At 54.8% G+C, this 20,212-nt stretch carries 12 protein-coding genes; 1 reads left to right on the top strand and 11 read right to left on the bottom strand.

The features are described from left to right. Nucleotides 1–38: 38 nt before the first annotated feature. On the bottom strand, nt 39–2,093 hold the full coding sequence (locus BM427_RS19160; protein WP_090124298.1) for an AsmA family protein: 2,055 nt from the start codon (nt 2,091–2,093) through the stop codon (nt 39–41). A gap of 65 nt (nt 2,094–2,158) precedes the next feature. Beyond that, nucleotides 2,159–2,929 carry a cyclic-guanylate-specific phosphodiesterase gene (gene pdeH / locus BM427_RS19155; protein WP_090124295.1) on the bottom strand — a complete coding sequence of 257 codons (771 nt, stop codon included), beginning with the start codon at nt 2,927–2,929 and terminating at the stop codon, nt 2,159–2,161. 232 nt (nt 2,930–3,161) lie between these two features. Between pdeH and kdgK the strand changes: the two genes are divergently transcribed. Then, the gene (gene kdgK / locus BM427_RS19150; RefSeq protein WP_090124292.1) at nt 3,162–4,097 is read left to right on the top strand and encodes a 2-dehydro-3-deoxygluconokinase; all 936 of its coding nucleotides are present in this window, start codon (nt 3,162–3,164) and stop codon (nt 4,095–4,097) included. Between the two features lie 43 nt (nt 4,098–4,140). Here kdgK and BM427_RS19145 read toward each other — a convergent pair whose 3' ends face one another. The 9 genes from BM427_RS19145 to bcsR all read right to left on the bottom strand — a co-directional run bounded on the left by BM427_RS19145 (nt 4,141) and on the right by bcsR (nt 20,068). Continuing rightward, on the bottom strand, nt 4,141–5,631 hold the full coding sequence (locus tag BM427_RS19145; RefSeq protein ID WP_090124289.1) for a M16 family metallopeptidase: 1,491 nt from the start codon (nt 5,629–5,631) through the stop codon (nt 4,141–4,143). Between the two features lie 217 nt (nt 5,632–5,848). Next, the gene (locus BM427_RS19140; RefSeq protein ID WP_090124286.1) at nt 5,849–7,135 is read right to left on the bottom strand and encodes a dicarboxylate/amino acid:cation symporter; all 1,287 of its coding nucleotides are present in this window, start codon (nt 7,133–7,135) and stop codon (nt 5,849–5,851) included. A 157-nt stretch (nt 7,136–7,292) separates the two neighbouring features. Then, complete coding sequence (gene hmsP, locus BM427_RS19135; protein ID WP_090124283.1) at nt 7,293–9,299, bottom strand: biofilm formation regulator HmsP; 2,007 nt, start codon at nt 9,297–9,299, stop codon at nt 7,293–7,295. 223 nt (nt 9,300–9,522) lie between these two features. After that, nucleotides 9,523–13,020 carry a cellulose synthase complex outer membrane protein BcsC gene (gene bcsC / locus BM427_RS19130; protein WP_090124280.1) on the bottom strand — a complete coding sequence of 1,166 codons (3,498 nt, stop codon included), beginning with the start codon at nt 13,018–13,020 and terminating at the stop codon, nt 9,523–9,525. Beyond that, nucleotides 13,002–14,108 (bottom strand): cellulose synthase complex periplasmic endoglucanase BcsZ, encoded by a 1,107-nt coding sequence (gene bcsZ, locus BM427_RS19125; RefSeq protein WP_090124277.1) that lies wholly within the window; start codon nt 14,106–14,108, stop codon nt 13,002–13,004. Before bcsZ ends, bcsC begins: the two co-directional genes overlap by 19 nt. Before the next feature lie 6 nt (nt 14,109–14,114). Further along, nucleotides 14,115–16,484, bottom strand: a complete 2,370-nt coding sequence (gene bcsB, locus BM427_RS19120; protein ID WP_090124274.1) for a cellulose biosynthesis cyclic di-GMP-binding regulatory protein BcsB — start codon at nt 16,482–16,484, stop codon at nt 14,115–14,117. 25 nt (nt 16,485–16,509) lie between these two features. Beyond that, the gene (bcsA, locus tag BM427_RS19115) at nt 16,510–19,113 is read right to left on the bottom strand and encodes a UDP-forming cellulose synthase catalytic subunit (protein ID WP_090124271.1); all 2,604 of its coding nucleotides are present in this window, start codon (nt 19,111–19,113) and stop codon (nt 16,510–16,512) included. Next, nucleotides 19,110–19,868 carry a cellulose biosynthesis protein BcsQ gene (bcsQ, locus tag BM427_RS19110; protein ID WP_090124268.1) on the bottom strand — a complete coding sequence of 253 codons (759 nt, stop codon included), beginning with the start codon at nt 19,866–19,868 and terminating at the stop codon, nt 19,110–19,112. The genes bcsA and bcsQ overlap by 4 nt, the downstream gene beginning before the upstream one ends. A gap of 11 nt (nt 19,869–19,879) precedes the next feature. After that, nucleotides 19,880–20,068 (bottom strand): cellulose biosynthesis protein BcsR, encoded by a 189-nt coding sequence (gene bcsR / locus BM427_RS19105; protein WP_090124265.1) that lies wholly within the window; start codon nt 20,066–20,068, stop codon nt 19,880–19,882. Nucleotides 20,069–20,212 lie beyond the last annotated feature (144 nt).

The following is a 20,212-nucleotide window of genomic DNA, read 5'->3' as shown; positions in this document are numbered from 1 at the left end:
GCCACAGGCGAGAGGGTCACGTCTTCGTGTTTTCTGCGTTAGTGTTTCATCTGTGACAAAATCGTCTGGCACTGATTTTTCTCCCCTTCTGAGGGTGAGATCAGCGCCAGTAACGCTGCTGCAGGAGTCGCTAACGTCGCCAGCGCCGCCGCCACGGCGCCGCGCGCAATCAGTGGCCCGGCTTTAACCCCTGCCTGTGGATTTTTGAAGCTGCCGCGCACATACAGCGGCGAGCGCAGCGTCACGATGCGAATGCCTTTACTCTCCGGGTCGATGGTTAAATCCAGTTGCTCAGAGGCAAAGCTGGCGGTGCCGGTGACATTAATCAGCGCATTTTCGGTATCGAAAGCGAAGATTTGCGGACGCGCGACGCCGTTCGTCAAATCCAGATTGGCCGCCGCACAGTTGACCCGCACTTCGTCATCACCAAACAGCTGGCCGATAACATAGTTGCCAACGTTCAGGCCGAGGATCTCCATCAAATTGCGGCTCACCAACCCGTTGTTCATCAGCAGTTTGAGATTGCCCTTACTGGTAGCGAGCAGCGCAGCGACCGAGTTCCCCATGCCATGAATGTCTGCATCGCCGTTCATCTCGCCGAGTGTTTTTTGCATTAGCTCGACGTTCGGCATCAATTGTTTCAGTTTCAGCCGCCGCGCCTGGATCTGTGCATGGCCCTGCATCGGTTTTTTATCCCCTTCAAAATGGAGGTTCGATGAGATGGTGCCGCCCGCAAGGCCAAATTTCAGCGGTTGCAGGCGTAGGTCAGCGTTGTTGAGGATAATGTGCGTCGAGAGGTCGCTGATGGGCAACGTTGAGCCATGCTCGATACGGCGACCCTTAAAGAGGACATCGGCATCCATCACATTCCATTTATCGGTTTCAAAGCGATCGTACGGCAGTATTTTGCCTGCCGGTTGCACCGGTTTCTCCCCTTTTTGCTGTTCAGTGCGTCCGGGCTGCTGCGCCCCTTTATCGGAATCAACGCCGATGAGCGGTCCTAAATCTACCAGCCGCAACTGACGCGACTCCACATCGCCTTCCAGTTTCGGTCGTGGTTTACCGGTGGTGTATTTGAGCGAGCCGTGGATGTCGCTGTCGCCGATATGTCCATTGAAATCGCGGTAATCAAATGTCGAGCCTTTTTCACTGCCTATCTTCGCTACCAGATGGCCGTCGGTCTCAAACGGCGGCGTATCCGGCAGCAACACGCCAGTTAAGTCATAGAGATCGCCCAGAGAATCACCGCCGAACTTCAGTTGAAGATCGACGCCGCCGATGTTCATCGGATCGTTGACCTTACCGACAAACGCGACGCGAGTATTGCCGGAGCGAAAATCCGCCTGCACCGGGAAAGGCATTCCTTCGCTGCGCAGCGCCAGCATGCCGCCGATTTTTCCCGTTCCGGAAAGCGGCTGTCCGTTGTAGCGCCCTTTTGCTGTCAGGCCAAAAACATAATCGCCTGCCTTCGCTTTGCCATCGTCTTTGCCGGTCACTTCGCTAAATGGCAACGGCTTACCGAGCGGATCGACGAGGATCTCGATATCGGCGCGCGTCACCGCATCATCAATGGCAATATGTCCGCGATCGAAGAGAATATTATCAAGGCGAAATGACCACGAAGAGGGCTGCACATTCGTTTTTTTGTTGGCATCACTGGCGAGGGTGAATGTCCAGTTATTGAGTTTTTCTGAGCGGCGAATAAGGCGGGCATCCGGCTGTTGCAGTTTGATCCACGGCAGATAGACCGTTTTGCTGAACAGCGCCAGCGGTGCCAACGTGGCTTCCACGCGCGGCAAATGCACCATGGTGACCTCATCAATGCCCGGCGGATTGCCCAGAATAATATCGTCAGCGTGAACATGTGGCCACGGCACCCAACTGCGCCAGCCGGTCTCTTCTTTTTGCCGCTCCCAGACCACGCCCAGATCGCCACGAATGGCAAACTGACGATTCAGTTCGGCAGAGACTTTTTCATTGATGGTGGGTTTCAGGCGGTTCCAGTCGAAGGTGGCGATGATAACGACAACAACCACAATCAATAACAGTACTGTGGCTATAACAGCGGTGATCGCTTTGCGCGTGTTGGTCATTGTTTCCCTTTCCTTTGAAGCCTTACCTCTCATAAAGATAGTTTAGGCTCACTGAAAGGGCGGAATTACAAATTGAGTATCACATGTTCGAGTCGGGCCAGAGGAACCGGACGCGACAAAAAATAGCCTTGCGCCGCAAAGGCCGGAGACTTCTGCACGTCACGCCACTCTTCAAGGGTTTCAACCCCTTCAACAATAACGCCCTGGCAGTAGCGGTTCATCAACTGCAATAGCATGGTGAACAGGTTCTGCCCTTCCGGGGTTTTACGCAGCATGATAAACAGGTCGCGCGCCACTTTGATGTAGTCGTAACGCACTTCGCTCAGCGCCGAGAAATTCGCCATCCCGGTGCCGAAATCATCCAGCCACAGCGGGCCAATTTCGCTGATCGAAGCAAAGGTAGAATCCTGCGGTAAACGAATATGCTCCACCAGTTCAAAACGGATCCACGACAGCGACTCGATCAGCGCCATCAGTCGCGTATTCTCGCGCATCGTCAGCAACGTCGGGCCATCGACATTGACCGAGGCCAGCACATCATTATCAGTGAAGAAAGTCTGCTGTTCTGCCAGCAACTCGACCTGCTCATGTACCACCTCCACGCGCAGGCGCACGGGGATCTGGCTGAAATAACGATCGGGGGCAATTCGCTGATCAGGTTGTGACGGATGCGTCACAATGGTCAATACTTCAATAGCCATCAGACGACCGTCAGTTTTATAGATGGGTTGATAAGTATAAGCACGTTCGCATTGCAGCCAATAACGACGCTCCTCAAGGCTTTCAATACTCGCTTCAGGAATGTTTAGCCACTGGGTGCCCTGCTTTAACTTCATGTCTCTGATGTCCTATCGATGGGATGAGCTGGAACCACTCGTCAAGGGGTTATCGGCGCTACGACTAAGAACTTTATGTCCTAGTTTTAGGCAAAATTAAAAACCTGGCACAAGAATCTGTGAATAACAGGGTTTAGCTCAAAAAAATACTGGAACGTTGTTTTAATATGATTGACCGCGCTTCACGCAAAACGCACACTACCGTTAATTTATCTGATCCAGGTTCACGACTATGTCCAGGAAAATTGCCGTTATCGGCGAATGCATGATCGAATTGTCACAAAAAGGCGCAGAAGTTAATCGTGGCTTTGGTGGCGATACCCTTAACACCTCCGTTTATATCGCTCGCCAGGTCAATCCGTCAGCGCTTTCTGTCCACTACGTTACGGCACTTGGCACCGACAATTTCAGCCAGCAGATGCTCGACGCCTGGCAGAGCGAAGATGTCGATACCCGTCTGACGCAGCGCATGGAAAACCGCCTGCCGGGCCTGTATTACATCGAAACCGACAGCACAGGCGAGCGCACGTTCTATTACTGGCGCAACGAAGCGGCGGCGAAATTCTGGCTGGAGAGCGAGCAGTCTGCGGCAATCTGCCAGGAACTGGCGTCATTCGACTATCTCTACCTGAGCGGTATCAGCCTTGCGATTTTAAGCCCGGCCAGCCGCAACAAGCTGCTGGCACTGCTACAAACCTGCCGCGCCAACGGTGGCAAAGTCATTTTTGATAACAACTACCGTCCGCGCCTGTGGGCCAGCAAAGAAGAGACACGCCAGGTGTATCAGCAAATGCTGGCCTGCACCGATATCGCGTTCCTGACACTGGACGATGAAGATCTGCTGTGGGGCGAAAAACCGGTCGAAGAGGTTATCGAACGCACACAGTGCGCGGGTGTGAAAGAAGTGGTAATTAAACGTGGCGCAGACTCTTGTCTGGTGGCAATTGCCGGGGAAGCGCTGGTTGAAGTGCCAGCCGTGAAACTGCCAAAAGAGAAAGTGATCGATACAACGGCAGCGGGCGACTCCTTCAGTGCGGGCTACCTTGCCGTACGTCTGACCGGCGGCGATGCTACAGCAGCAGCAAAACGTGGCCACTTAACGGCCAGTACGGTCATTCAGTATCGCGGGGCGATTATTCCGCGCGAAGCAATGCCTGAGTCGAAGTAAGCTTCTGCCCCCTCTCAACCTCGCGGAAGAGAGAGGGCAAAGATTACTGCTGCGGCGGGATATCTGACACATCGGTATGCCCGTCGTCAGCCGCAGCTGCCGCTGCGGAACCCGCCGGACGCATCACGTCATCCCACGTTGCCTGCAACTCTTTCATGTTATATTCCGGCTCGCCTTTCGGCTGCATCAGAATCAACGCCATATCCTGCGACAACTGCTGATGCAGATCCTGATTCAGCATCTCCGGCGTAAGATCATTTAAGAATCTCTGACGCAGCTTTTGGTACTGCTCCGGCGCGATATCCACCACCTGGTTCTGCCATGAGCGCAGCCGCTGGCCGATCAAAATATCGGTATTAGCCCGGGCGTAGGTCGCGAAAAGCTTTTGCAGTTCAAGGTTTTTCTGTGCAATTAGCGCCTTAAACTCCTCTTCCGGCAGACCTTTTTCACGAACTTTCGCCAGTTCGCGCGCGATCACGCCAACATTGGCGTTGAGCCTGTCGTTTGGCGTATCAACGTTGATGGCGCACTGCGCACGCTGGAACAGCACACGGCAATCAAAGCCCAGGCCGATCTCTTTGGCGTTATTTTTCGTCAGGTTCTGCTGAATATGCCAGAACAGCGCTTCGCGCGCTAAATCCGCACGCCAGTAGCGCTCCAGCGCTGCGGATTCGCGGATCGGCTGCCATGCGTAATCCCACATAATCGACAGTCGATCCTGGGTGACAGCCTCGCTCATCAGGCTGACCGCCCGGTGCGGCAGCGGAGAAAGCGTGGCCATCGGCGCAGGCGTCTGGCGTTTACCTTTCAGCTCACCGAAGGTTTTGCTAATTTGCTCGGCCACCGCGCGGCTATCCACATTGCCGACCACCACCAACGTCATGGCGTCCGGCGTGTACCATTTTGCGTAGTACGCTTTCAGCTGCGCCGCATCAATTGGCCCTTTCAGCGTTTCCGCCGGATCGTGTCCCAGTAGAGACGAACTCTTCAGGCGGTAGCGCCACCAGCTATCCTGGGTATCCGCAGGCCAGGTTGCCACCATATCGTTACTGGCGAGCGCGTGACTAATGGTGGCAGGCGTAATGGTGAGTTTGCCCGCCGCATCCGCCAGGTAGACCAGCGCTTCTTTCAGCAGGTCCGGGCGGTTATTCGGCAGGCTCAGGTTGTATTGCGTGTATTCATAGGAGACCAGCGCCGGCGGCAGCGGGCGTTTAGGGTCGATGCCTTGTTGCCACAACGAACGAACCTGCGCCGGTTCAAGACGACCGCTTTGGGTCAGTGCGATGCGGGGAATAAAATGGGTATAGCCGCGCTGTTGCGTACTCTCGGCGAGCGAGCCGGTATCAATAGACAGGCGAATTTCAATGCGATCGCTGGGACGCTGCGGCGTGGCCAATACCTGCCACTGGAAACCGTTCGCCAGTGTCCCTTGTTGCCAGGCCGGGTCGGGCTGGAGCGCATCTGCCTGCACATAACCGACGGCTGCCAGCATCAGCAAACCGCCCGTTAACAGTCGAATTTTTGTGCCCTGCATGTGAACCCCTAATCAACATTCCTGGTTAAAAAATATGCCCGCCAGAAGGAGGCTAGAGAGAGATAAAAACACTTCGCTTTTAGACCGCAGGAAACGCAAAACGTCACAACACGAAGCGAATTTTCCCGAAAACTCATCATGAATGGTAACGGAGACAGGGGTTAATTATGCGCAGGAGCCAGCAGTCCGACAAGGGCTGCTGGCTTAAGTACCGAAATTACGAGGAGATTTCGCGCGTTTTCACGACGCTTGTACGATTATCAAGCGTATCGACGAGCTGTTTTTGATCAAGCTCTTTTACCCATTTAGCTACCACGATCGTCGCCACACCGTTACCGACCAGGTTGGTCAACGCACGCGCTTCGGACATAAAACGGTCAATACCCAGAATCAACGCCAGCCCGGCCACCGGCAGATGGCCAACCGCAGAAAGCGTCGCTGCCAGTACGATAAACCCGCTGCCTGTTACCCCTGCGGCACCTTTGGAAGAGAGCAGTAACACCACCAGTAGCGTAATCTGGTGGAAAATATCCATATGACTGTTGGTGGCCTGCGCGATAAATACCGCCGCCATCGTCAGGTAAATGGAGGTTCCATCGAGGTTGAACGAGTAACCCGTTGGGATCACCAGCCCTACCACCGATTTACGGCAACCCAGTCGCTCCATCTTCTCCAGCATGCGCGGCAGCGCAGACTCCGATGAGGAGGTGCCTAACACGATCAGCAGCTCTTCGCGGATATAGCGGATAAATTTAAAAATACTGAATCCGGTAACGCGGGCGATCGACCCCAGCACCAACACCACGAACAGAATACAAGTGACATAGAAGCAGATAATGAGCTGCCCCAGTTGCACCAGTGTACCGACGCCATATTTACCGATGGTGAAGGCCATCGCGCCGAAAGCGCCAATCGGTGCCAGGCGCATAATCATATTGATGATGCCGAAAATGACCTGTGAGAAGCTTTCAATAACGTTAAAAATCAGCTGGCCTTTGTGGCCCAGACGGTGCAGTGCAAAACCGAACAGCACAGCAAACAGCAGCACCTGCAGGATATTACCGCTGGCGAATGCACCGATAACGCTGGACGGGATCACATCCAGAAGAAAGTCGATAATCCCCTGCTGTTTTGCCTGCTCGGCATAAACGGCCACGGCTTTTGCATCCAGCGTCGCCGGATCAACGTTCATTCCTGCGCCGGGTTGCACCACGTTAACAATAATCAAGCCAATGATCAGCGCCAGCGTACTAACGACTTCAAAGTAGAGCAGCGCAACCGCACCGGTACGGCCTACAGCCTTCATGCTTTCCATACCGGCAATACCGGTAACAACCGTACAGAAGATCACGGGGGCGATGATCATCTTGATGAGCTTCACGAAGCCGTCACCAAGGGGTTTCATCTGCGCCCCGATGTCAGGGTAGTAATGGCCAAGTAAAATACCGATGGCGATTGCCGTCAGAACCTGAAAGTAGAGACTTTTAAATAGGGAGGTTTTCATAAGGTGTCCTTGAAATTAAAACCCCAGGCTTTTTAGGGCTTTCGTTAAGCCTGCGGTTTAAAAATAACACCCGACAAACATGACAGAAATGAACTTGCATCAAATCAGAAACAACAATGTTAAAAGTTTGAGCTGACTCGCACAACTCCGTAACAATTTAGATTTTTTCACCCCTTCCCAAAGCGGCAAAGTAGCGATGTTCAAACTGATCCGCCAACATTGCACGATCAAATAAGAATCCCTGTGCCACTTCCACACCAGCAGCCGCCAGCCAATCCCGCTGCGCCTGCGTTTCTACGCCTTCGGCGACAATGTGCAGCTCCAGGCTACGCGCCAAATGAATAATGGCCGACACCATGCTGTCGTCTTCCGGCAAACCTTCAACAAACATTTTATCGATTTTCAGCACATCCACCGGCAGCGATTTCATATGATGAAGCTGGTGCAGACCGGCATAGCCCATGCCGAAATCATCCAGCGCAATGCGCACCCCGGCATTTCGCAGCGGACGCAGGATCTCCACGGCGGCTTTCGGGTCATCAATATAGCGGCTTTCCGTCACCTCCAGAATCATCGTCTGCGGGGCGATTCGGTAGCGGTCCAGCAGCGCCAGCATGTCCGGTACTCTATCGTGATGCAGCAACTGCAATGCCGGAAAATTGACCGACAGCGGTAACATAATGCCGCGCGATTGCCAGGCGGCAAGCAGGCGGCAGGACTCTTCCAGCACCCAGTAACCGACGGTCGCCATCAGGCCGCAAGACTCAATGCGTTCAATGACCTCCGAGGGTAAATCCCAGCTCCCATCAGGCTGGCGAACCCGCAGCAATGCTTTCGCGCTGACCAGTTCACCGTTGTCGATTGCCACCTGCGGCTGAAGCCAGAGCGCAAATTCCCCTTGCTCGAGGGCGGTGAGAATAGCGCTCTCCTGCGTTAACCGCTGCTGCGCCAGCTCCATCTGCTCCGGGTCGAAGAACTGGATCTGGTTTTTCCCTTTACGCTGCGCGCTGGCCAACGCTGACATGCCGCGATGATAAAGCTGCCCGGCGCTCAGATCGCCATAACACATTGCCACACCGATATTGGCGTTAGGCCGCAATTGAATACCGTTTAGCGGAACACGTTCATTAATGACAGTGAGTGCTTGCTTACATAGCGTCATCGCATGCCACGGTTCCTGCACCCCGTTGGCAATAATGGCAAAGTCATAGCCGCTGACTTGCGCCAGCACCATGCGCGGAGAAAGCACCGATTTCAGCTTCTCAACCAGCGTGACCAGCAGCACTTCACGCTGGGACTCCTGCAACACGCCGGCGGTCTCGTGCAGCGTTTCGCAGGAGACAATCATCAGCGCCATCGGCTTTTGCCGGGCCACCGTTTGCTCCAGCATCGCCATCAGGAATGCCTTATTGGGCAAATCCGAAACCGGGAAGCGAGTAGACTGAGTATTCATCTCTTCAATCTGGCGCATCAGCATCTGCTGGTTGCGGTTGTAGTTGCGCACCAGAACACCAATTTCATCATCAGAATGGTGGCCAGGCAGCGTCAACTGATGGCCAATGCTTTCCTGCGCGGACAGCGCGTTCAGTTCGGTAGAGAGTTTGCGCAGCGGATGGACGATCAGACGGTTAATGCACCAGGTGATCGCCACGGTAATCATCAGCGACAAAAGTAAGTAAGTCGTTACTAACAAAGAGAGCGTGCTGAGGATAAATTTGTAGGTGTGCCATGAATCTGCCTGCAACACCAGATACGCCAGCGGCTGCGGGTTCGCCGGACGCTCAAGCGAGTAAATCGGCAACGTAATCTGGATCGGTAATTCGAAAAAGCGGGTAATGGTGACAGGTACCGGATGCTCCGCGATAAAGCGTACGCGCAGCGCCTGGAATTGATTCGGCAATACCACATCCGCCCGGCTGACCACGCCCGCCGGTTTGATCTGTTTCAGGATGGTTTCCGCTTCAGGGATATCGGCTTTCAAAATGGCCGCCGAGATCGGTTCGCGCACAGAGCGGGCAATACTTTCCAGTTGCGTGGCCGTGTTATAGCGATTCTGCTGTAAGAAGTGAAACAGCAAAATAACGCAGAATATAAAAACAAACACCATGGAAACACAGGCAACCATGGCCATCTGTTTAATGGTTAAAGAACGGCTGACACGCAAAATTACTTCTCCAGGGACACAAAGCCATAAGTTCAGAGCTAACACAGTAAACTCTGACGGGAGAGTATACTCGATCGCAATGCGGTTAGATAAACAGGCTGATAGATCGTTTTTGCAGACGGAACAACGGCAGAAAAGGAAGATAATAGTTTAAATATCTGGCAGTTAACCGCAGTATTGACAGTCTGTCTTTACCGTGTCTCCCGCCAGGAATGTTCCTGTCTTACCAGTCAGCGTACGGCGTCAACGGCTGTGGAGGCATATCCATGTCACCCTGCCAGCCCGCCATTGAATACCGCACGAACAAAATGCCGTGACTCGGAGTGTAATCCTTCGCCTGCTGAATATCGATGCCAGCACCAAGCGACCAGTGTGATGTGACACGCCGTTCCACCAGCAACCTTGCGGTATAACCGAAACCGTTTGAACTGCTGCCCGCGCCTAAATTATCTTTATCCGCATACATTGCCGTACCGTCCGGGGAAAACGGGTTATCCGGGATAAGGTTCTGCAACGGATAGCGTAGTATCGAATCCGTCTTCGAGTGCGACCACGAAACCGAACCACCCAGCTCCCACGACCAGTTTTCCATGCGTTTGCGCCAATTGACTGGCAAAGCAAAAGAGACATATTGCTGCGGACTGTAGTAACCGCCCTGACCGAGCGAATAACCGCTCAGATCTTTATCGTAGTGCCACAACATATTGTTGGCACCCACGGTCAACCGCTCGTTGTTTTTGTTGATCAGCTTGTAGTAGTAGCCGGTCATCCAGCGGACGCGCCAGTTATCTTCGACGTTTTTACCGCTGAGAGTTTCGGCGTTCAGGCTCGACCAGACGCCGTTCGCTTCACCTTTATCGTAACTGATGCTGACCCCGCCACCGGTCGCACGTACCCCCCCCCAGGTAATGCCAGTATTCGGGTCTTTCTGCCCGGCAAAGGCCAGAAGTGAGCTGGAGATCGGACGCCGATGCGCGTTAACAGTATACCCAATGGGGCCGAGATCGTTGCTGTAACTCACGCCGCCAACCACATCGACAACATCAAATCCCATCGGTGTGGTGCCGATATCCGCCGCCCAGGTACGATCTTGCCAACCGATGGCAACACTCGCGCCGTTCGCGGTCTGGCTGGTGCTGCCGCTACACGGCGTGGCGGAACATGTTCCCCACGTCGGATCGTAGGTACCATTGGTGGTGGCAAAACTCCCGGCATCCATATTGACGACGTCGGTACGGAAGAACATGCGCCCGTCCGATAGCGGCGCATCAACCTGCAACATGGTGGTATGTGCTTTCAGGTCAGAATAACCGCCTGTACCGCTGGAACCCCAGTAATCATGTTGCAGGGTGGCGTTAACATCTTGCTGGCGGTAAAGCTCCGCCGCATCGCTGCGCACGCCGCGCTTCAGCCAGTCATCTTTTTCATCGTTGCGCATCAATTGGGTAAAGCTGGCGTTATCCGCCGGGCGCGCAGTGGTAATACTGGAAGCGACCATCGCATCTTTCCAGATTTCCAGCGCTTGCTGCGGTTCGCCATTTTGCGCCTCAAAACGGGCAGCATCGCGTAGTACCAGTGCATTCGCCATTGATGGTGCCCGGGATTTAGCCTGCGCGACAAGTGCCCTGAAAGCTTGCTGCGCGCTGGCGCTATCGCCAAGCGACGCCTGCACCAGCGCAATACGCCGTTGAGTATTGATCGAACGCGGCTGTGTCGCTATCGGCGCAGCCAGTTTCGCCAGTTGCTGACGCGCCGCCATGTTATTACCTTCTGCGGAATACACTTCCGCAAGGCCGAGTAATGCATCCTCATTGGCCGGTTCGCGATCAAGTACGCGCTGATAATATTGCCGGGCCGCACTGAAGTCGCCGCGCTGCTGCGCCCAGTCAGCCAGCGTTGAATCAATACGCGTGGAAGCTGGCTGCTGGTTTAAGAAGGTAATCGCCTGTGCTTCGTCGCCGCTATCCCGTAGCTTGTTCGCTTTAGCCAGTAACTGGTTGGCTTGCAGCCGGTCAGCCAGTTCCTGAATATTGCTGTTCCATTTTGCTTTCGGCAGCCGGTTGAGATGATTCAGTGCCGCGATTTCCTGATTATTGCCCGACAGATAGAGTCCATAAGCAAAGACCTGCTGCGGATCGTCCGGCTTTTGCGCGGCCAGTTGACTCATCAGCGAATCGGCCTCGCCACGCCTTCCGGACTGGCGTAAATCACTGGCCAGTCGATACGTTATCCAGACGTCACCAGGCGAGAGCGCCAGCCGTTTACGTTGCAACTCCGCTGCCTGCGACCATTGTCCCTGATTTTCCAGCGCTTCGGCCTGTTGCGACAAACGATCGTTCGTCATGCCGCGTTCAATATCGTCAATGCTGCGCCGCTGACTGGCGGAGAGCGACTGAATAAAGCGTTCTGCTTTTTCCGGCGACTGGGCGCGATAAATGTTCGCCAGGCCACGCACCGCATTGCTGTTGCCGCTATCTATGCGCAATGCCTGACGATAGAACCCCTCTGCCTCCGCATTATCCTTGCGCGCCATCGCCACATCGCCGAGGCCCAGAACTGCATAGCTGTCGGTGTTATCAATGCTACGTGCTTGTTGGTAAAGACGCTCGGCCTGCGCTGGATTATTGGCTTTCAGTGCCGCATCACCCTGCTGGATCAACAGCCAGTAGCGGTTCACTTTCAGCAGACTGTCCCATTTGCTGCGGCTGGCGCTCGTCGGATCCATGGAGATGGCTTTCTCAAACTGCGTTACCGCTCGTGCGCGATCGCCTCGCTGGGAATACGCCCGCCCCAGCGCACCCACAGCGTCGCTATCGTTATGGTTAGCATTGACCGCCTGCTGTAATTCCCCCACCGCCTGCGCACCTTTACCCGCGTCCACTGCCGCAAGGCCCGAGGCGCGAGCGCGAAACGCCGGATCGGCCATCTGTTTTTGCTGTGCGGCAAGCAGCGTGCGGGCGCTGTCAACAGCATCACCCGTACTGAATATCATCAGAAAATGCTGTAACGCTTTCACGCTGGCATCACTGACAGGCATATTCTGAAGTTGCTGATACCAGAGTGTGGCGGCAGCATCACGTCCACTGCTTGATTTCGCCATCTGTTCCAGCACAGCGTAGCCTTCCGCGTCATGACCATCGGCAAACAGCAACTGCGCCAGTGAGTTTTGCAACTGATCGTTGCCGGGATAACGGGCATTCAACCTTTTTAGCTGATCCACGGCTTCCGCACGGCGGGCCGGGACTTTCGACACCAGCACCCAATACTCGACCGCCAAATCGCCATCCGGCGCATTACCTTTAAACAGCGCATCGTAGGCGGCAATCGCTTCCTGGGTATGCCCGGTCGTGGCCTGCAAACGCGCCTGCTGCAAGGCCTGACGCCCCGCTGCCGTGGAGAGCGACATCGCTAACAGTGAGGACTGGTAAGCCCGGGATTCTGGTGCCAGTTGTTTCATCCGATCGAGTTGCTGTTGCGCTCCAGCATTGTCGCCCTGACGCAGTAAATAGCGGAAACGGGCGGCAATCACGTCCGGGTCGTTCGGATCGATCAGTTCAAGGCGATAGAGCGACTGACGGACTAAATCTTCGTGCCGGGTTGTTTCCCCCAGGCGCACCTGTTCCAGCAACTGTTGCTGCACGGCTGTATCCGCCGCGCGCGTAGCGGGCACCAACGCGAGGCCAAGTGAGAAACAGAGAAGGTTTACTGCGGACTTGCGCATTCGTGGCCCCAGTCAGGTTGTAACTCACCACGAGGGGTGAAACGAAAACGGTGCTCATCCCACCCTTGTCCAAACAGGGTAAGAACATAGCTGTAGTAGGCATCGTCATCGGGAAAATGGTCTGCGACGTTCTGCCGCTGCAGGGCCTGAGCATCGCGATCCTGTAAAAATGGCAACAGCGCGGCAGCAAAACCTACCGGCCCACTACCGTGGATCTTGCCGGTCGCCACATCCACTTTTTCCGGGGCCTGGTTATTTATCTTTGTGACCGTCGCCATCGGTTTAAACTTCGCCAGCAATCGCGCTTTCTGCGTGTCGCTGTCATGCAGCATGCCAGCCCACAAATAGACGCGAATTGCATCGTAGCTTCCGATCAGCGTCTTTTCGCTTTTGAGTTGCCAGCCCTGTCCCTTTTGATAACGCACCCAGTCCGGTGAAAAACCTTTTGGCGCAGTCTCCAGCAACAGCCGCAGATTGGTTTCGCGCAGCGTTGTCCAGGGTGCGCCGAAACGGGTGAAATAGCTCGCGAGTTGCGGTGGCAAATAGCCAGGGTTAAAACGCCATGCGCTGTTATCGGCAAAGCCGATTTTTCCAGGCAGCAACATCAACCCAAGCCCTGGCACCTTCACTACCTCTTCTTTGGCGATGCGGTCTAACAGCGCGTTTCCCAGGCGGGTATAAGCATCGTTTTTCCACAAGCGCCCGGCTTCCAGCAGTGACCAGGCAATCCAGAGATCGGCATCGGAAGCCGAGTTGGTATCCAGCACCGTCCAGCTCTCCTCATCTTTTTTCCCCCACAGCCAGGCGGGAAGATGGTCACGGAGAGAGCCTTGCGCCAGATTGTTTTGCGTCCATTGCAGCAGGCTATCGAATGCCTTGCGATCATTGGCCGCCAGTGCAAAGAACAGCGCATAACTTTGCCCTTCCGAGGTGGTGATTTTGCGCGCATCGCTCGGATCCACCACCCGTCCACCATCGCTGATATAGGCCTGTTTGAAATGCTCCCAGGCAGGCCAGGTGCAGGCGGCGCGCGAACCCATCACCGTCAGCATCAGCGCCATCATCACAACCCAACGTAGCGCCTTCATTACTGATTACTCATGATCCGAATCAAGGCGGCGGCGACTGATAATCCGCAACAAGCGCCACAGTACCCATGCCAGCAATACAACGGAGACCGCGGCCAGAATAGCCAGCAGCACCGGATGGTTCGCCAGCGCATACCAGATACGTTCAAACCACGGCAAGTGACCGACATAGTAGACATCGCCTACACGTAGTCCGTTAACGCCGGATTCACGGATCACCGTCACTGAACCGAAAATCGCCGCGCGTTTACCGCTGTCGTTCATGGCATTGTTCAGCAGTTCGTAACCACGCGGGCTATCCGCCAGCAGCGCCACAACGCTACGCTGATCGTTGAACGGCGACTGGAAGCTAATCACTGCCGCCATTGGGCCATCGGAGCTGACTGCCGTTTTCGCATCGGCTTTGCGGTCGGTGGCATCGGGTTCACTTGCCATGAATGGCGACTGGCGTAGTGGCGTTTTCACCCAGCTTTGCGTCGCATTCACCAGCAGGTCGATCTTCTCGTCATTTTTCAACGATTGTGGAATCGAGCCGATGATCATGATGTCGGCATCTTTGCCCTGCAACTGGCTGGCATCACTGGTCAGTTGCATATTAATGGCCGGGAAGCCGGTTTGCGCGCCGATGGTGCCAAGCATGTCCAGCAGCGTAGCAACCTGTGTTGGTGTCGCCTGCGCCGGGGTAACAATGATGGTTTGCGACAGATCCGCCATCCGGCTAAACGGGAAGCCTGCGTTAGCAAAGGCGCGCAGATCCGGCATGGCGATAAAGTGGTAATATTTTGAGAAATCAATGGTTGAGTCGTCGCCGATCACCACACGGTTCGGTACTTGCTGGAACGTCATGCAGTTATCGATACTGCCGCCCGGCATTGGATTCATATACCGAAAGTCGAAGCGCAACTGGTTGATCGCTCCCAGTTTCAGCGCCGGAATCGACACATCCGTTTTGCTGTCCAGCAGACCTTGCAGTATCGGCAGACGCAGCAACAGACGGTTGGAGTCCTGATTGCTGGTCAGGTTGAAATATTGCAGGAACTGGTTATTCAGGATGATATCCATGCGCGAGCTATCTTTGGTCAACGGCGCGGTATAACGATAGTTGAGATTCATATCGATACCAGTGCTGCGCAGCAGATAGAGATCCGGCGGCAAATTCAGTGACAGGTTGATGGATGACGGCTCCAGCCCGGTGGACTGCAACTGTTCCTCATACGTTTTCAACTCGCCGAAGGTCACCGGATGGTCTGTACGCACCCAGTTCGGCGCGTCATATGGCTGGCGAGCCAACAGCGGTTTAACTTCATCCACCATGACGCTATCACCACGGAACAGCACGTTCCCCTGAGCGATACCTTTTGCCGCCTGCAACAGATCTTTATCGTCACGCCCCATCACGATCAGCAGCTTCACATACGGGTTATCCGGATGGTTGATCATGCTGATGGTCGGCCCTTTCACCGCAGGCACATCACGCAGGAAATCCGGGCGTTTATCGTTAGTAGCGAACACAATGGCATTACGATCCGGCAGGCTGTTATAAGAGACCGGGAAAGTCTGCCCCCGCCAGCCTGCACGGGAACCGAACCAGGAAGCGATGATCGCCGCAGCCTGCTGCTGCGCAATGTCCGGCGTACCGGCAAAGACCATCGGCAGAGTTAAAGCTCGATTATCTCGCGGGTCGAAGAACGGCACAGGGAAGTGGGAGAGATCGTTTTTCAGCGGCAGACTTTGGTAGGTCATATCAAGCGAACTGCTACGACCAATATCCATCCACAGCGTGCTGCTGGCCGGGTTTTCACAAACATCACGATAGTGACCGACGAACTCCAGCCGCACGCGGTTGAAATCGGTAATAAATAGCGGATTGATTGGCACCTGCGCCAGCGTCTTCTTACCGAGCTGCTCTTTGGTGACCGGCAAAACGCCCATCAACTCATCATTCAGATAAACCTTTAACTGGGATTGTACCGGCAACAGTGAGGGCGATGGCGTGTACTCAAGGTTAAGTACCGCTTTTGACACGACTTCATCGCTACGAACGCCAAATTCAACACCACCGTCCGGGTTAATGCCGCGCAGCTCCATGCTGCCCGGCGGCGGTGCGATCTGCGCGAAGGTAAGTTTGACGTCGCGGGATGGCGAATCTGTCGCCACCACGGGTGCATTAGCGCCTGACACCACCTGGCCCACAACATTCCCTGCGGTCGGCGTTGTTGGCGTCAGCGATTCAGCTTGCTGCGGCGCTGGCATTGCGACCGGCTCCATAGCCGGGGGATTAGATGCCGGAAGCGAGGGCGCGGCAGAAGTCATCATCGGAGTCAGGGCGCTCACCCCTACCGCCACAGCACACATCCAGGAAAGTTTTCTTTTCATCGCGTTTTCATCATTGTTGAGCCAGTCACGTCGTTGGTTGCTGCACGGCCATATTCCGCGCCGGGCGACGCGGAATAAATGACACCACCCAGGCCACCAGATCGGTGAATGAGCGGAAAATCACTTTGACAGACGGCGGAGCAAATTCCGCGAGATGGCGATAGCCACGGAAACCCAGTTTCAAAATATCAAACAGACTTTCCAGAGGCTTATCTTCCGGGAAGCTGTCCTGCCACAGCGCCCACGTGTCTGCACGGGCAAAGGTACACTGCACAAAATCGATATGTTGTTTGGTGGTAAGCGACATAAGTTGCAGACCGACCTCGTTGCCATTGACGCGCGCTACCATAGCCGGAAATGCATACTCATGCTGGCCGCGCTTCAGCAACAGATTCACTTTCTGCCCTTCCAGCACCTGCGCCTGGCCATTAATCTTGATGCCCAGTCCGCCGTCGGAGAAGTCATGAACAGTACAGGAGAAAAGGTGCCCATCTTCACGGGCAATGGCTGCTGGCATGGAGATTTCGACACGGTGCGCGCGGCGTACCTGTTTGCTTTCGACCGATACGGCTACCGCGCCGCCAAGAATAACCATGTTGTAGAACACCCAGACAATACTGACGAACACGGTGAGGACTTCGTTCTCCGGGCCGTAGAAATAGCGCCAGATCCCCATTAACACGCCCGCCAGGTTAAGCAGTACCAGAAGGATGTAAGGACGAGAGATCACCCAGTCCACATATTCCTCTTCCACCAGCCCGCCTTTGGCAGTGACGTTAAACTTACCTTTGTGCGGGTTGAACAGCGCCGTCAACGTAGGCGGCGCGATATACCATGCCAGCACCGTTTCGTAGATCTCGCTCCAGAAAGAATGGCGATATTTCCCCTGGATCTTCGAGTTTGTCAGGCTGGAGTGAATCATGTGCGGCAGCACGAACAGGGCGATCATCAGCGCCGGGGCGTAAATGATGTAGGCATGCAACAGCAGAAACGCCAGCGGTGCGGTGAGAAAAATCAACCGCGGGATACCCGATAAGAAGTGGAGCATGGCGTTGGCGTAACAAAGCCGCTGCGGCAGTTTTAGCCCTTTCCCAAGCAGCGGATTGTCGAGGCGGAAAATCTGCACCATGCCGCGCGCCCAGCGAATACGCTGACCAATATGCGCTGAAAGGCTTTCGGTCGCCAGCCCTGCCGCCTGCGGAATACGCATATACGCAGAGGTATTCCCCAGCCGGTGTAAACGCAGCGAGGTATGAGCATCTTCGGTGACGGTTTCCACCGCAATCCCACCAATCTGATCCAGCGGCCCACGACGCATAACCGCACAGGAACCACAAAAGAAAGTGGCATCCCACATATCGTTGCCATCCTGCACCAGACCATAGAACAGCGTGCCTTCGTTAGGCGTTTTACGAAAGCGTCCGAGGTTACGTTCAAACGGATCCGGCGAGAAAAAGTGGTGTGGCGTCTGCATCATCGCCAGCTTTTTCTCTTTCAGGAACCAGCCCATTGTCATTTGCAGGAAAGAGCGAGTCGGAACATGGTCGCAATCGAAAATCGAGACAAACTCGGCCTTTGCATATTTCAGCGCGTTATTGATGTTCCCGGCTTTCGCATGCTCATGCGTCGTGCGGGCGATATACTCTACGCCCACCATGCTGGCGAACTGGCGAAACTCTTCGCGGCCACCATCATCGAGGATCCAGATCTTGAGTTTGTCTTTCGGCCAGTCGATACCGAGCGACGCATAAATGGTGTTTTTCACCACGTTGAGATCTTCGTTATAGGTCGGCACGAAGATATCCACCGATGGCCACAACGACATATCTTTCGGTAGCGGCACTGGCTGGCGGTTCAGTGGCCAGACTACCTGGAAATAGCCCAGCACCAGCACTATCCAGGCGTAAGTTTCGGCGAACAGCAGCACCAGGCCACACACCAGGCTGACCGGATCGTCCCAGTTGAGGGTGGAGGTATAGCGCCACCATATATAGCGACAAGAGACAGTCAGCGACAGCACAATCAGCATCAGCACGGAAAAACGTCCCGGAATGCGGCGCACCAGCAGCGCAACGCCCCATAGCAACAGCAGGAAAACGAACTGCGACAGCGGGTTAAACGGCTGTGTAATGCACAACAGGGCGAGGATTAGCGCAAACACCACAATGACACCTAAAATAAAGCGCTGCAGGTGCGGGCTGATATGACCAGGCTCTTTTTTGTGATTGAGATGCCCCGTGCGATGCGCCACGCGCTCCGGCAAGGTATCAAGCCAGTGATGCCAGCGCCCACGCAAAGTGCGGATACGGGCAAAACGCTGGCGCCGCGCCGATTTGGGCGGCCCCCATGGTAATGTGACCAGCAACCAGAGGCTTTGCAGCAGATAACGCGCAGGATCAAGCGGACGCGGTCTGTCGGGATCGATATGCGGAAACCAGTACTGCTGCTGCGCCCGCAACTGCTGCCAGCAGGGATGCTCAAGCGGGATAAACAACCAGGCCAGGATCACCCAGAAGCAGCCAGCCGCCGCACTGAACCACGATGCACCATGCTGGCGATAGCGCTGATATCGCGCACGTAAGCGCGTGCTGACCGGTGGGATCAGCAGCCAGGTAGCCGGGCCGCTCATGTCAGGTCCCTTTCTCGCTCACCACCTTCGCGTGGTTGTGCGCAATGCAGCAGGCACCAGTTCGCCAGCGTCACCATCTCTTCTGCGGCCAGCGAGTCGCTACGGTATTCACCTAAGGGTTGTTTCGATGCCAAACACTCCGCCAGCGCTTCATCACGATGGATAGTGGTCGGCAAAATGCGCGTCTGGCTTTGTAGCCAGACCTGCCACAGATCGTCCTGCAACTGACTGCCGATCCGTAGGTCGTTAATCAGAATATGCGACCCCGCAGGTAGCGGCTGCTGATGCAGGCGAATATGGCAATTAATATCGGGTTTGATAACGGTGAAAACATGATCGCACGCGGCGACAAATTGCCGCGCCAACGGCGAAAAACCGTGCGGCAGATCGATGAGCACCCAGTGATACTGTTGCTGCGTTTTTAACGCCTGTAAAAGAGAATCAGGCTGGTTTAACGCGTCATGCAGATGAATAGAACCCCACTCGCTCGCTGTAAGTTGACCGAATGGCAATATATCCAGCTGCGAAGTGTAGCGCATACCGGCATCACGCCAGTCCTGGCCATCAAGCACTGCACGTGCCCAGCCGCCACGGCTGGCAAAATCGACATTAAATGACAGGCGCAGAAGATTGTCGGGGCAAGCATCAATAACCAGCACTGACTCGCCTAATAATTGCAATGACCAGGCCAGAGCCGCTGTAATCGATGTTGTACCCACACCGCCACGGATCCCCTGTAACCCCAAAATGGTCATCTACAGTTGCCTTATTGTTGACGGGATAATTCAGCCAGCAGCGGCCAGCGCCTAATAGCCGCAGCCAACTGTTCACGCTGGGAAATATCGGCGTAATCTATTTCGGGTAGTGAAAAAGCCTTGCTCAGCGCCAAAAAATCATTTTGGAATGTATAACCCTGGGTTGGGCCTGTTTGCGCTTTAGGCTCATCATTATGCATTGTGGCTCAATCCATTGGAATAGAAAACACATGTGCTGATTGTAGCAAGGCTACATGCCCGATAAAATACATTTACACGCTAAAACTGATGTTATTTAATTTTAATGTTCGGTTTATTTCTTAGCTTTCGCTAGTAAACTGAGG

The sequence above is a fragment of the Kosakonia arachidis genome (genome assembly GCF_900116535.1).
In the GTDB taxonomy this organism is placed as follows: domain Bacteria; phylum Pseudomonadota; class Gammaproteobacteria; order Enterobacterales; family Enterobacteriaceae; genus Kosakonia; species Kosakonia arachidis.
Note: the sequence above shows the minus strand (reverse complement) of the source record. Positions and strands in the feature narration are given on the sequence as shown.